Raw genomic sequence first — 12955 nt, forward strand, 5'->3', positions numbered from 1 at the left:
GCCATTGGAAATTACCTGCTTATTCTTCGCTGGTGTGCACTTTGCGGTGCAGGATCGCCTGGAATTCATCGGCGAAGGTGTAGTAGCGGCTGATCAGCGTTTCGCTGCGAGCGGCAAAACGGTTGTAGGCGATAACGGCAGGAATCGCGGCGAACAGACCAATCGCGGTAGCGATCAGTGCTTCGGCGATACCGGGTGCAACAGTTGCCAGCGTTGCTTGCTGGGCAGTCGCCAGGCCGCGGAAGGAGTTCATGATGCCCCACACAGTACCGAACAGACCGATGTACGGACTCACGGAACCGACGGTGGCCAGGAAGGGCAGGCTTTGCTCGAGCTTTTCTTCTTCGCGGGAGATCGCGACGCGCATGGCACGGGCTACGCCTTCCATGACCGCTTCAGGGTCAACGCCTGGCTGCTGGCGCAGACGGGAGAATTCCTTGAAACCGGCGCGGAAGATCTGCTCGACACCCGAATCAGGGTCCGGGTTGCTGCCGGCCTGGCGGTAGAGTTTGGACAGGTCGATACCCGACCAGAAGCGCTCCTCGAAGCTCTCCAGGGCACGTCGACCGGCGCGCAGCAGGTTGCTGCGCTGAAAGATCATGATCCATGAGGTCACCGATGCGGCTACCAGGGTCAGCATTACCAGTTGCACCACGATACTGGCATTGCTGACCAGGCTCCACATGGAGGAATGGTCGACGACGTTAGCTTCCACGCTTTATCTCCTGCTTTGAGTGAGTACCCGCGCCGCTCACGTCGGCAAAGGCCGCTCGTAGAGCTTCGGGAATGGCCCGGGGTTTTAAACTGTCAGTGCGCACACAGGCCACCAGAAACTGCCCTTCACAGAGCAGCGCATCATCCGTTGCCCGCCTGACCTGCTGTTTGAAGCGCAGGCTGGCACGGTTCAATTCGATTACTTCAGCGCTTACCAGCAGCTCGTCGTCCAGTCGCGCCGGCGCGTGGTAGCGCGCTTCGCTGGAATGCACGACGAACAACAGGTCCTCCCCTGCCAGCTGCGATTGGGCAAAGCCCAGTTCTCGTAGCCGCTCGGTTCGAGCCCGTTCCATAAACTTGAGGTAATTGACGTAATACACGATGCCGCCCGCATCGGTGTCTTCGTAATAAACGCGACAACGATGTGCGAAAGGCTCAAGCCCGTTTTGCGCGCGCATACTCTAGTGCTTACTCCTCAGGTTGCCAATCGGCCAGGCAACTGTTTTTCATTGTTCTGCGGCTTTCTCGCGAAAGTACGGTCCTAGGACAGCACAATGCCCGAAAATTCAGCACGCAAAAGTTAATTAATCGTCCACGGCATCAAGGAATTCGTCTACCACGGGCATCTCACCCAATCGTGACGGAATGTTTAAGCCGAAGTGCAGGTAGGCATGCCGCGTCACCACCCGCCCCCGCGGCGTGCGCATGATATAGCCCTGCTGGATCAGGTAAGGTTCCAGCACGTCTTCGATGGTGTGGCGCTCTTCACTGATCGCCGCCGCGAGGCTATCGACCCCGACCGGCCCGCCATCGAATTTCTCGATCATGGTCAGCAACAGACGCCGGTCCTGGTGATCGAAGCCGCGCTCGTCGACATCCAGCAGATTCAGGGCCAGATCGGCAATCGGTTTAGTGATATGGCCCTTGGCACGGACTTCGGCGAAGTCGCGTACACGACGCAGCAGACGGTTGGCGATTCGCGGGGTGCCGCGGGCGCGGCGGGCGATTTCGAAGGCGCCCTCCGGGTCGAGCGGCAAGCCGAGGATACTGGCCGAGCGGCTGACAATCGTCGACAGATCGGCGTTGTTGTAGAACTCCAGGCGCTGGACGATGCCGAAACGGTCGCGCAACGGATTGGTCAGCATCCCCGCCCGTGTCGTTGCGCCAACCAGGGTGAACGGCGGCAGATCGAGCTTGATCGAACGCGCAGCCGGGCCTTCGCCGATCATGATGTCGAGCTGGAAATCTTCCATCGCCGGATACAGCACTTCTTCGACAATCGGTGACAAGCGATGGATTTCGTCGATGAACAGTACGTCGTGCGGTTCAAGGTTGGTCAGCAGCGCGGCCAGATCACCCGGACGCTCAAGGACCGGCCCCGAGGTGCTTTTGATCGACACCCCCATTTCCTGGGCGATGATGTTGGCCAGCGTGGTTTTACCCAGCCCCGGAGGACCGAAGATCAGGGTGTGATCAAGGGATTCGTTACGGCCACGGGCAGCCTGGATGAACAACTCCATTTGCTCGCGAACGGTCGGCTGGCCGATGTATTCGGCCAGGCTGACAGGACGAATCGCCCGGTCCTGGACTTCCTCGCGGTCACGAGGTCCACCCGTGGCGGCGATCAGACGATCAGCTTCAATCACTTAGATCATTCCCTTCAGGGCACGACGAATCATGTCTTCACTGCTCAAGCCTTTCTCCTTGATCGCGGAAATCGCCTTGCTGGCTTCCTGCGGCTTGTAGCCCAGGGAGATCAGCGCGCTGACCGCGTCGTTTTCGGCGGTATTGACCGGTGCAGGGCCGTCCGGCTGGTTCGGCACCAGGGCAAACATCGCCGGCACGGTTTCCCAGGCCTTGAAGCGATCCTTGAGTTCGACCAACAGGCGTTCTGCGGTTTTCTTGCCCACGCCCGGCACCTTGGTCAACGCCGATGTGTCCTGGGACTGCACGCAACGCACCAGTTCATCGACCTCCAGACTCGACATCAAGGCCAGGGCCAGTTTCGGCCCTACACCGTTGAGACGAATCAATTCACGGAAAAAGTCTCGCTCGCGCTTGCCGACGAAGCCATAGAGTAACTGCGCGTCTTCGCGTACGACCAAATGGGTGTGCAAGGTCAGCGGCTCACCGACCGACGGCAAACGATACAGCGTGGTCATGGGCACTTCCAGCTCATAGCCCAGACCATTTACATCCAGAATCAGGTGCGGTGGCTGTTTTTCAGCCAGAGTGCCGCGCAAGCGTCCAATCACGTTACAGATCCTTGAGCGTTGGCCAGCACGAGGCCAGCGACTGACAGAGCAAGGGGTTCGGCCGACAACACAGGCGCGAAACCCTCATTCCGGAAAAAATGATTGCTGATGCTATCAGAGACGCAGGCGCCCGCCACGACTGCGTGCCGCCCCCAAGCCGTGGGGCAAGAGACTGGAGCGGGTGTGAGCATGGCAAATGGCGATGGCCAGGGCGTCCGAGGCATCGATTTGTGGCTTGCTGGTCAGTTTCAGCATATGCATGACCATCATCTGGACCTGCTCTTTATTGGCAGCGCCAGTGCCGACTACAGCCTGCTTGACCTGGGTCGCGGTGTACTCGGCGATTTCCAGGCTTTCTTCCGCACCCGCCACGATAGCGGCGCCACGGGCCTGCCCCAGTTTCAGGGCTGAGTCGGCATTGCGGGCCATGAACACCTTTTCGATGCCCATGGTCACCGGCTTGTACATCTGGATAATCTCCCGCACACCGCGGTAGACAATTTGCAGACGCTCATGCAGCTCGCCCGCGCCGGTACGAATACAGCCAGAGGCCACATACTCGCAGCCGCGCCCGGTATCACGAACAACGCCATAACCGGTGATGCGCGAACCGGGGTCGATACCAAGAATTAAAGTCATAACGCCTGCGGGTTGGGTAAGTGCACTGCATTCAATACAGCGAATAACAGATGTGGGAGCTGGCTTGCCAGCGATGGCGCAGGCTCATCCAACAAAGATGTTGCCTGACTCACTGTCATCGCTGGCAAGCCAGCTCCCACATTGGATCCTGGCTACCTTCAACCGAGCTGAGCGGCCACCGACTCCGGGATCTCGGCATTGGAGTAGACGTTCTGCACGTCATCCAGGTCTTCGAGCATGTCGATCAGCTTGAGGACTTTTTCGGCACCTTCCAGATCGAGTTCGGCGCTGGTGGTCGGCAACATGACGATTTCAGCGTCATCCCCTTTGAAACCCGCCGCTTCCAGCGCGTTTCGCACGGAATAGAACCCGGCGAACGAGGTGAACACATCGATCGACCCGTCTTCGTTGGTCACCACGTCATCGGCGTCGGCTTCCATGGCAGCCTCCATCAACGCGTCTTCGTCGACACCGGCGGCGAAGGAAATCTGCCCCTTGCGCTCGAACAGATAGGCCACCGAACCGTCAGTCCCCAGGTTACCGCCGCACTTGCTGAACGCGTGGCGGACAGCGGCTGCAGTGCGATTACGGTTGTCGGTCATGCACTCGACCATCACCGCCACGCCACCCGGGCCGTAACCTTCATAGGTCAACTCGACCACGTCGTCGGTATCGGCAGCGCCAGTACCGCGGGCGATGGCGCGATCGATGATGTCACGGCTCATGTTGGCACCCAGCGCCTTGTCCAGGGCCAGGCGCAGACGCGGGTTGGAACCGGGATCACCACCACCCTGACGGGCAGCAACGGTCAGTTCACGAATCCACTTGGTGAAGATCTTGCCCCTCTTGGCATCCTGACGTTCTTTGCGGTGCTTGATGTTCGCCCACTTGGAATGACCTGCCATAACTCGCTCCGAATTCTCTTTGAAACATTGCCCGCCACGCTGAGTCGCGCCGGCCGGCAAACAAAAATCTTGTACAGCTCTGTCTATAAAGAAAGGGCGCATCCGAAGATGCGCCCTCCAGCCTTACTCGGCCTTTGGTGTTTCGCGCAGGCGAATGTGCAGTTCACGCAATGCCTTGGCATCTACCTGACCCGGAGCCTGAGTCATGACGTCTGCCGCGCTCTGGGTTTTCGGGAAGGCGATCACTTCACGGATCGACTGGGCGCCGGTCATCAGCATCACCAGACGATCCAGACCGAAGGCCAGGCCACCGTGCGGCGGCGCGCCGTACTTGAGGGCGTCGAGCAGGAAGCCGAACTTCTCTTCCTGCTCAGCTTCATTGATGCCCAGCAGGCGGAATACCGATTGCTGCATTTCCTTGCGGTGGATACGGATCGAACCGCCACCCAGCTCGGTACCGTTCAACACCATGTCGTAGGCTCGGGACAGCGCGCCAGCCGGGTTGGCTTCCAGCTCTGCCGGGGTGCACTTCGGTGCGGTGAACGGGTGGTGCAAAGCGGTGAAGCTGCCGTCGTCGTTCTCTTCGAACATCGGGAAGTCGACGACCCACATCGGCGCCCACTCGCAGGTCAGCAGGTTCAGATCGTTACCGACCTTGATCCGCAGCGCGCCCAGGGCTTCGCTGACGATCTTGGCCTTGTCGGCACCGAAGAACACGATGTCGCCGTCAACTGCACCGACGCGATCGAGGATCACGTTCAGGGACGCTTCAGGGATGTTCTTGACGATTGGCGACTGCAGGCCTTCGACGCCTTTGGCGCGCTCGTTGACCTTGATGTACGCCAGGCCCTTGGCACCGTAGATGCCGACGAACTTGGTGTAGTCGTCGATCTTGCTGCGCGGCATGCTCGCCCCGCCCGGTACGCGCAGTGCGGCAACGCGGCATTTCGGATCGTTGGCCGGACCGCTGAATACCTTGAAATCGACTTCCTTGAGTTGATCGGCAACGTCAACCAGTTCCAGCGGGTTACGCAGGTCTGGCTTGTCGGAACCGTAGCGGCGCATGGCTTCTTCGAAGGTCATGTGCGGGAAATCACCGAATTCCAGATCCAGCACTTCCTTGAACAGGTTACGGATCATGGCTTCGGTCAGGCCCATGATGTCTTTTTCATCGAGGAAACTGGTTTCGATGTCGATCTGGGTGAATTCCGGCTGACGGTCGGCACGCAGGTCTTCGTCGCGGAAGCACTTGGCAATCTGGTAGTAACGGTCGAAGCCGGCCACCATCAGCAGCTGTTTGAACAGCTGTGGCGATTGCGGCAAGGCGAAGAACGAACCGGCGTGAGTACGGCTTGGCACCAGGTAGTCACGGGCACCTTCCGGGGTAGCGCGGGTCAGGATCGGCGTCTCGACGTCGAGGAAGCCGTTTTCGTCAAGGAAGCGACGGATGCTGGTGGTCATGCGCGAACGCAGACGCAGCTTCTCGGCCATTTCCGGGCGACGCAGGTCGAGGAAGCGGTAGCGCAGACGGGTTTCTTCGCCGACGTCGGAGAACTCGTTCAACGGGAACGGCGGGGTTTCCGATTCGTTCAGCACTTCCAGTTCATAGCCCAGGACTTCGATCATGCCCGACGCCATGTTGGCATTGGTGGCACCGGCCGGACGCAGGCGGACCTTACCGGTGATCTTCACGACGAATTCGCTGCGCACGCGATCAGCGGCGGCGAAGCTCTCAGCGCGATCCGGATCGAACACCACCTGGGCCAGACCGTCACGATCACGGATATCGAGGAAAATCACCCCACCGTGGTCACGGCGACGATGAACCCATCCGCAAAGGGTAATTTCCTGGCCTTCCAGGCTTTCGTTCAGTTGGCCGCAATAATGGCTGCGCATCATGGTAGTGGTTTCGCTTCTCGTAATTCGAAATTCGGTTGCAGGCCTCGCATACATAGGGTGCGAGGGCTCGCGCGTGTCGTTCAAGCCAGGCTCTGAACCTAGTCAGCTTTGTCGCCGCCGGCCAGATTTTTCTTGGAACCGGTCTTGAAATCAGTCTCGTACCAGCCGGTGCCGCTGAGGCGGAAACCCGGCATGGACAGCATCTTTTTCAGCTCTGGCGCCTGGCAGGCAGGGCAGTCGACCAGCGGTGCATCGCTGATCTTTTGAATGGCTTCCAACTGATGACCACAGGAAGCACATTGGTAATCGTACATCGGCATGGGGGTTGTCTCGGCGATCAGATTGCTACCGCACACGCTGGGTTTTGCGGCAAAGAGCGGGATTATATCCATTAAATGCAGCCTGTGCAGCCGTAAGACTGCACAGATCGACACGCAATCCTTTCAGTGCCACCGGTCAAGCCATGCCCCTGCAATTCCCGCCCTTGAGACTGTGCACGACACAGACCACCCGCACCAACCCGCTGAAGTTCTTCACCCCGCCATGACGCAAGTGCACCTCGCGATCAAGGTGGGACAACAGTGCACTGACCGAACAGCAGTTGGCTTTGGCCATCTGGGCCAAGATATCCCAGTAAACCTGCTCCAGCCGCATACACGTGGCAAAACCATTCAAACGCACCGATCGGGACAACGGCTGAACCAGCCCCATATCGAATTCACTGACAAACGGATCAATCCTTGAGTCTTTAACCGGACCGCTCCACCCTTCGTTTCGCCTCTCTCCATAAACCATAACGCTGACACTCCTTTGCCATATCTGGTTTCCATAAGCGCAATCTGTGTGCTTATAAAACCGCGAGGACAACGTTATATCCAGATGACTTTTTGCCCATCCGCGTAGGAGAAGCCAACAGTTGAGGGGAGATCATGGAGCGCGTCCTACTCCGGAGCTTTTCCTACAATTGGTAGCGAAGACTCATTCAAGCATCACGCACTTTCGAGGGAGACAAACGCGCGAACAGCACTCACCCCGTGCCGTTCGCGCGCCCGGATGTTACTGGTCCAGCAGTGCGCGCAACATCCACGCGGTTTTCTCGTGAACCTGCATACGCTGGGTCAGAAGATCGGCTGTCGGCTCGTCGCTGACCTTGTCCAGCAACGGGAAGATGCCGCGAGCGGTGCGTGTTACAGCTTCCTGGCCTTCGACCAACTGCCTGATCATGTCTTCGGCAGCAGGCACGCCCTCCTCCTCTTTGATGGAAGACAGCCGCGCATAAACGGCGTAGGCACCGGGTGCCGGAAATCCGAGTGCACGGATCCGCTCGGCAATCGAATCGACCGCCAGGGCCAATTCATTGTATTGCTCCTCGAACATCAGGTGCAGGGTCCGGAACATCGGCCCGGTGACGTTCCAGTGGAAGTTATGGGTTTTCAAATAAAGTACGTAGGTGTCCGACAACAGGCGCGAGAGCCCCTCGACGATGGACTTGCGATCCTCTTCACTGATACCGATATCGATTGCCATGTTTTTCCCCTAAAGGTGATGAACTTCATCCAACAGGTGCAGGACCACTCTAGCAAGCCTGTCGTCGCATCGCAGCCCTGGATTGCCCGGGGTCCCGCGACAAATCGTCCCCGACACACCGCTGGACGCCCTGATTTGAGTAGCCTGCGGCTTTGCTGTTAAATAGACATCGTGTCGTGGGTGCCTATTTTTCCGGGTGCCGCGCATAGGCTGATATCGGGTACGTGTCCAACGCCTCCTATTGTTCTGAAGCGAACCGTGCCTCGTCAGCTCTTCCTTGTGAGCCGTCTTAACGTGAGTCAATCAAAATGTTGAAAATCGTCCACCTGCTAATAGGTGCAGCGGCCTTGCTGCTGTCCTTCATCCCTAGCCTGCGATCCGAAGCCGTACCTTACCTGCAACAACCCGATGCTCTGTACCTGGCCTTTTTCGGCCTGCTTAACCTCACCCTCGCACCTGTCATCCCCTACTGGAACAAAGGCCCGCGTCATCAACTGCAAAACCTGGTCAGCGCCCTGCTGGTACTGGCTGTCGTTCTGCAAACCCTGACGCTGATCGCGCCGATGCCTGTCATCGCCGGTCAACCTGCCGTTCTGTTCAGCCTGGTCGCCGCTCTGGTTGCGGTTTTTCTGCACCTGGCCATCAGCTTCTACAAATCGTCACCGGCTGCCGCTTCGCCAAGCTACGACATGAGCAACCGCGATACCGGAACCGTCAAGTGGTTCAACACCTCCAAAGGCTTCGGCTTTATCTCCCGCGACTCCGGTGACGATATTTTCGTGCACTTCCGGGCCATTCGCGGTGAAGGCCATCGCGTCCTGGTCGAAGGCCAGCGCGTGGAGTTCTCTGTCATGAATCGTGACAAGGGCCTGCAAGCCGAAGATGTGATCGCCGCTCTGCCTCGCCGCTGATACAAGGCGTAAAAAAACCGCGAACAGCCTGGCTGCTCGCGGTTTTTTATTGCCTGCCATTCAGTAATGCGGCGGCGGCGCCTCTTCCTCGAAAGACTCGAACTGACCGGCCATTTCTTCCTGGCGCTTGAGCAATGCGGCCATCTGCAACTGCAGGCGCTCGACTGCGCGCTGCTGCGCTGCCAGCACGTCGTTCAACGACTGGATGGTGTCATCCTGAAACGCCAATTGACTCTCCAGATCGGTAACGCGATTTTCCAGGCTCATGATTCAACCCTCCACGAAGGTGAAATCGTCGGTCAGCACCAGACGCAGTCGCTCACGAATGGCCTCGACCTGCTCTGCATTGTAAGGCCTGGCCGGGTGTTTACCCCAGATCGGCGCGGGCCAGGCGGCGTCATCCCGCTTGCGCACGATCACATGCATATGCAACTGACTGACGACATTGCCCAACGCCGCGACGTTGAGTTTATCGGCGTCGAATGAATCCTTGAGCAACTCGGCCAGCGCGGTCGTTTCCTGCCACAACTGCTGCTGATCGGCGACATCCAACTGAAATATCTCGCTGATATCGTCACGGCGAGGCACCAGGATGAACCAGGGATAGTTCGAATCGTTGGACAGCAGCAGCCGGCAAAGCGGGAAATCACCGATCGGTAGCGTGTCCTGTTGAAGTATTGGATCTAAAGCGAACACAGCGCGCACTCCCGTCAGGTCATCAATTTCAGCTTAGCGCCCATCCCGAGAGATGTTGCACCAAGCGACTGGACGGCAGCATACCTGCGAACGTCGCAGGCTTCACGACGAACCCTGATGCAAACTCTCGAGATCCTGATATGGACGCTCCTACGCTCCGAGATGAAACACTTGCTGGCGAAACGCACCAGTACCGAACCGGCAGCCCCGCAAAATGCGCTGAAATGACCGAAAAGCCTCATCAGCTGCTGGGTGACAGGCCGCGATGCTGTATGGATTCAGTACAGCAAATAAAAATTTTTGCACCAAAACCGCACAGTGTGTCTACGCTGACTACTTCGCATATCCGCCAATTACTCAACGGCGGGGTGAACCGGTAACATTTTTGGTTGTCACGCGGCGGTAACAGTATGGTCAACACCATGCGATGGATGGCGTCAAGCCTCACCTACAGCAGGATGAGACCCCCGGATTCATGAGGTTTTACGGCATCGGCCAGCAATGCAGAAAAAAATATCCATGGAATTCTGATTTGTGCACGCTTGTTGCATTCACACCCACATCGTCTATAAGGCTCAGCTGGAAGCGGGAACCTTGAGACTAAATAAAACAGCGGCAGGGTAGCCCGATGGAGATTCAAACGTTTCACCAGGGACTCTTTTTACCGATGCTCAACCCCAACAAAACAGCGTTAAAGTTGTGTCTCCGGTTGCATCGGGGCTGTAAATTTGCGACATCTAGCAAGCTGTTAGCGACAGGGTCGTAAAGAAGCTGAAAGGTTAGATGCGCAAGTATCGCCAACATTGTCGGCGTGATATAAGTTTGCGCCGACACAAAAAGAAAGAGCCGCCCAGATAATAAAACAGGTGGAGCGGCAGTACTCTTCTAAAAACCAAAGGAGCAAATCACGATGCGCGTGATGAAGTGGAGCATGATCGCACTGGCTGTTGCAGCTGGTACCTCGCAGTTCGCAGTGGCGTCTTCCCAGGAAGAATCCAAGGGTTTCTTCGGTGACCAGAGCCTGAAACTGAAAACCCGTTTCGAATACATGAACCGCGACTATAAAAACGGTGTCAGCAACCCATCCAGCGGCACCGCCGGCTATCGTCAGGACTCCGGTCTGAGCCAGTTGCTCACTTACGAGTCGGGCTTCACTCAAGGCACTGTTGGTTTCGGTCTGGACGCCATGGCAATGGGCTCGGTCAAACTGGACGGTGGTTCGGGCAAGCGTGGCAACGGCCTGTTCGCCAACGACAGCGATGGCAACCCGGAAAAATCCCAGGGCAAGGTTGGCGGTGCAGTCAAACTGCGTCTCTCCGACACAGTTCTGAAGTACGGCCAGCAATTCGTAGCCAGCCCAGTGTTCGCTACCGACGACAGCCGTCTGCTGCCAGAAGTTGCCACCGGTACCTTGCTGACTTCCAAGGAAATCAAAGGTCTGGAACTGAGCGCCGGTCGCTTCACCGCTCTGAGCAAACAAACCGGTATGGCCCGTGACAGCATCGGCGGCCTGACTGACGAAGACGGAAACCACGGCAAAGGCCTGAGCGACGGCATCAACATCTTCGGTGCCAGCTACGCCTTCACCGACAACTTCACCGGTGCCGTGGCTGCATCGGATGCCGATGAGTACTTCAAGAAGTACTACGTCAACCTGAACTACACCTTGCCAATCACTGACGATCAGTCCCTGAACTTCGACCTTAACGGTTACAAGACCAAAGGTGACAAGCGCGGTGACCTGGTCGACGCCATCGGCGACGGCACCTTGGGTGTGGACAACAACCTGTGGTCCCTGGCTGCTGCCTATAGCCTCGGCGCTCACAAATTCACCCTGGCCTATCAGCAGTCCAGCGGCGACAACGCTTACTACTACGGCGTTGACGGTAACAGCACCATCTTCGTATCCAACTCCATCCAGATCTCTGACTTCGTGGGCCGCGAGGAGAAATCCTACCAAGCTCGCTATGATCTGAACATGGCTTCCTATGGCGTCCCAGGTCTGAGCTTCATGACCCGTTACGTGATGGGTGACAACATCAAGACCAACGGTCTGGGTGAAGGTAAGGAAAACGAGTGGAACATCGAGTCCAAGTACGTCGTTCAGGAAGGTCCAGCTAAAGACCTGTCCTTCCGTGCACGTTTCGCCAACTACCGTTCGAACGGCGCGTACAGCGGTTACTCGCCTGACGTCTACGACACCCGTCTGATCATCGAGTACCCGCTGAGCATCCTGTAATCAGGGTGTAAAACCGGAAGTACTGTAGATCAAAAAACGCTCACCTTTTCAGGTGGGCGTTTTTTTATGCCTGCCATACACTGATCACGCCAGCAAACAACTTCCGCGAATAACATTAGTACTTTTTTCAATGAACCGATCAAAAGTCACAAAAAAGCCCGAGAGACTATTAATCCCTCGGGCTCATGTAACAACTAATGAAACCAGGCTTACTGTACTGCTGCTTCCTGAACCACACGAACAACCCGCTGTGGAAACGGAATGTCGATACCGGCCTTTTTCAAACGATCACGGGATTGTTCGTTGAACATGAACATCACATCCCAGTAATCCGCAGTTTTAACCCATACACGCAGGGAAACAGTGATCGCACTGTCACCCAGTGTCGAAATAACGGCCTCAGGCTTCGGATCAGTCAATACGCGCGGGTCTTTTGCCAGATCCAGTAACACTTCACGGGCTTTCTGCAGGTCCGCCTCGTAATCAACCCCCACATCAAACACCACTTTGCGGGTTGGCTGGCGGTTGGTATTGGTGATGATGCCGTTCGACAGGTTACCGTTTGGCACGATGATGGTTTTGTTATCACCCGTGCGCAGCACCGTGTGGAAAATCTGGATGCTATCAACCGTACCGGCCACACCTTGTGCTTCGATCCAGTCGCCAATACGGAATGGACGGAACAACAGAATCAACACGCCACCCGCGAAGTTCGCCAGGCTACCCTGCAAGGCCAGACCGATGGCCAGGCCCGCCGCACCGATGGCAGCCACGAACGAGGTGGTTTCCACACCGATCATCGACGCCACGCTGACGATCAGCAGAATTTTCAGAATGATGTTGGCCAGGCTGCTGATGAAGCCTTGCAGCGCCAGATCGGCATTGCGCAATGCAATCAGGCTTCCGAGCTTCTGCGTCACCTTGTTGATCAGCCACCAACCGATGGCCAGTGTGATTACCGCCAACAGCACGCGACTGCCGTATTCCATGATCATCGGAATCCAGGCTTGGGATGCCTTGACCAGGTTATCCACTTCAGCATTCAAGTCCATCTACGTTCTCCTGATTTGCGGCTATCCGGCACGCGAAAAAATAGCGGCAGAAAGACCGACCCGGTGTGGATCAATCGTTTCTGCCGTTGCTTGGGCCTCGGACGCCGAAAACGCCGAG

The 12955-nt window shown here is 57.2% G+C and carries 15 protein-coding genes; 2 read left to right on the forward strand and 13 right to left on the reverse strand.

Translation table 11 applies throughout. The features are described 5' to 3' along the window. Positions 1 to 19: 19 nt before the first annotated feature. The 10 genes from tolQ to D8U73_RS23350 form a co-directional block, all read right to left on the reverse strand. Positions 20 to 715 carry a protein TolQ gene (tolQ, locus tag D8U73_RS23305; protein WP_034149144.1) on the reverse strand — a complete coding sequence of 232 codons (696 nt, stop codon included), beginning with the start codon at positions 713 to 715 and terminating at the stop codon, positions 20 to 22. Beyond that, positions 705 to 1172, reverse strand: coding sequence for a tol-pal system-associated acyl-CoA thioesterase (ybgC, locus tag D8U73_RS23310; protein ID WP_056852659.1), 468 nt, complete (start codon positions 1170 to 1172; stop codon positions 705 to 707). Before ybgC ends, tolQ begins: the two co-directional genes overlap by 11 nt. 126 nt (positions 1173 to 1298) lie before the next feature. After that, on the reverse strand, positions 1299 to 2360 hold the full coding sequence (gene ruvB / locus D8U73_RS23315; protein ID WP_056852660.1) for a Holliday junction branch migration DNA helicase RuvB: 1062 nt from the start codon (positions 2358 to 2360) through the stop codon (positions 1299 to 1301). After that, positions 2361 to 2969, reverse strand: coding sequence for a Holliday junction branch migration protein RuvA (gene ruvA, locus D8U73_RS23320; protein ID WP_056852661.1), 609 nt, complete (start codon positions 2967 to 2969; stop codon positions 2361 to 2363). Positions 2970 to 3083: 114 nt separating this feature from the next. Beyond that, on the reverse strand, positions 3084 to 3608 hold the full coding sequence (gene ruvC, locus D8U73_RS23325) for a crossover junction endodeoxyribonuclease RuvC (protein ID WP_056852662.1): 525 nt from the start codon (positions 3606 to 3608) through the stop codon (positions 3084 to 3086). A 158-nt stretch (positions 3609 to 3766) separates the two neighbouring features. Continuing rightward, positions 3767 to 4513 (reverse strand): YebC/PmpR family DNA-binding transcriptional regulator, encoded by a 747-nt coding sequence (locus D8U73_RS23330; RefSeq protein WP_007977329.1) that lies wholly within the window; start codon positions 4511 to 4513, stop codon positions 3767 to 3769. Between the two features lie 123 nt (positions 4514 to 4636). After that, positions 4637 to 6412 carry an aspartate--tRNA ligase gene (aspS, locus tag D8U73_RS23335; protein ID WP_056852663.1) on the reverse strand — a complete coding sequence of 592 codons (1776 nt, stop codon included), beginning with the start codon at positions 6410 to 6412 and terminating at the stop codon, positions 4637 to 4639. Positions 6413 to 6510: 98 nt separating this feature from the next. Then, a complete protein-coding gene (locus D8U73_RS23340) occupies positions 6511 to 6732 on the reverse strand; it encodes a zinc ribbon domain-containing protein (RefSeq protein WP_007977333.1) in 222 nt (73 codons plus the stop codon). 136 nt (positions 6733 to 6868) lie between these two features. Continuing rightward, positions 6869 to 7207: a ribbon-helix-helix domain-containing protein gene (locus D8U73_RS23345; RefSeq protein ID WP_056852664.1), complete on the reverse strand. Its 339-nt coding sequence runs from the start codon at positions 7205 to 7207 to the stop codon at positions 6869 to 6871. 261 nt (positions 7208 to 7468) lie between these two features. Next, the gene (locus D8U73_RS23350) at positions 7469 to 7939 is read right to left on the reverse strand and encodes a Dps family protein (RefSeq protein WP_056852665.1); all 471 of its coding nucleotides are present in this window, start codon (positions 7937 to 7939) and stop codon (positions 7469 to 7471) included. A gap of 308 nt (positions 7940 to 8247) precedes the next feature. Between D8U73_RS23350 and D8U73_RS29700 the strand changes: the two genes are divergently transcribed. Continuing rightward, positions 8248 to 8850 (forward strand): cold-shock protein, encoded by a 603-nt coding sequence (locus tag D8U73_RS29700; RefSeq protein ID WP_056852666.1) that lies wholly within the window; start codon positions 8248 to 8250, stop codon positions 8848 to 8850. A gap of 60 nt (positions 8851 to 8910) precedes the next feature. On the opposite strand, the gene D8U73_RS23360 is transcribed toward D8U73_RS29700, so the two are convergent. Both D8U73_RS23360 and D8U73_RS23365 read right to left on the reverse strand, forming a co-directional pair. After that, complete coding sequence (locus tag D8U73_RS23360) at positions 8911 to 9117, reverse strand: SlyX family protein (protein ID WP_056852667.1); 207 nt, start codon at positions 9115 to 9117, stop codon at positions 8911 to 8913. Between the two features lie 3 nt (positions 9118 to 9120). Further along, positions 9121 to 9546, reverse strand: coding sequence for an HIT domain-containing protein (locus D8U73_RS23365; protein WP_056852668.1), 426 nt, complete (start codon positions 9544 to 9546; stop codon positions 9121 to 9123). 910 nt (positions 9547 to 10456) lie between these two features. On the opposite strand from D8U73_RS23365, the gene D8U73_RS23370 reads away from it, so the two are divergent. Further along, a complete protein-coding gene (locus D8U73_RS23370; protein WP_130905894.1) occupies positions 10457 to 11785 on the forward strand; it encodes an OprD family porin in 1329 nt (442 codons plus the stop codon). Between the two features lie 209 nt (positions 11786 to 11994). Here the strand turns inward: D8U73_RS23370 and D8U73_RS23375 are convergent, their stop codons facing one another. Then, positions 11995 to 12837 carry a mechanosensitive ion channel family protein gene (locus D8U73_RS23375; protein WP_130905895.1) on the reverse strand — a complete coding sequence of 281 codons (843 nt, stop codon included), beginning with the start codon at positions 12835 to 12837 and terminating at the stop codon, positions 11995 to 11997. Between the last annotated feature and the right edge of the window lie 118 nt (positions 12838 to 12955).

Origin of the sequence: Pseudomonas sp. Sample_22 (genome assembly GCF_004307635.1) — a bacterium.
Taxonomy (GTDB): Bacteria; Pseudomonadota; Gammaproteobacteria; order Pseudomonadales; family Pseudomonadaceae; genus Aquipseudomonas.

Excerpts from the sequence above, each read along its gene's own strand:
- ybgC (WP_056852659.1), bottom strand. The coding sequence starts at position 1,172 with ATGCGCGCGCAAAACGGGCTTGAGCCTTTCGCACATCGTTGTCGCGTT.
- ruvC (WP_056852662.1), bottom strand. The coding sequence starts at position 3,608 with ATGACTTTAATTCTTGGTATCGACCCCGGTTCGCGCATCACCGGTTAT.
- D8U73_RS23330 (WP_007977329.1), bottom strand. The coding sequence starts at position 4,513 with ATGGCAGGTCATTCCAAGTGGGCGAACATCAAGCACCGCAAAGAACGT.
- aspS (WP_056852663.1), bottom strand. The coding sequence starts at position 6,412 with ATGATGCGCAGCCATTATTGCGGCCAACTGAACGAAAGCCTGGAAGGC.
- D8U73_RS23340 (WP_007977333.1), bottom strand. The coding sequence starts at position 6,732 with ATGCCGATGTACGATTACCAATGTGCTTCCTGTGGTCATCAGTTGGAA.
- D8U73_RS23345 (WP_056852664.1), bottom strand. The coding sequence starts at position 7,207 with ATGGTTTATGGAGAGAGGCGAAACGAAGGGTGGAGCGGTCCGGTTAAA.
- D8U73_RS23350 (WP_056852665.1), bottom strand. The coding sequence starts at position 7,939 with ATGGCAATCGATATCGGTATCAGTGAAGAGGATCGCAAGTCCATCGTC.
- D8U73_RS29700 (WP_056852666.1), top strand. The coding sequence starts at position 8,248 with ATGTTGAAAATCGTCCACCTGCTAATAGGTGCAGCGGCCTTGCTGCTG.
- D8U73_RS23360 (WP_056852667.1), bottom strand. The coding sequence starts at position 9,117 with ATGAGCCTGGAAAATCGCGTTACCGATCTGGAGAGTCAATTGGCGTTT.
- D8U73_RS23370 (WP_130905894.1), top strand. The coding sequence starts at position 10,457 with ATGCGCGTGATGAAGTGGAGCATGATCGCACTGGCTGTTGCAGCTGGT.
- D8U73_RS23375 (WP_130905895.1), bottom strand. The coding sequence starts at position 12,837 with ATGGACTTGAATGCTGAAGTGGATAACCTGGTCAAGGCATCCCAAGCC.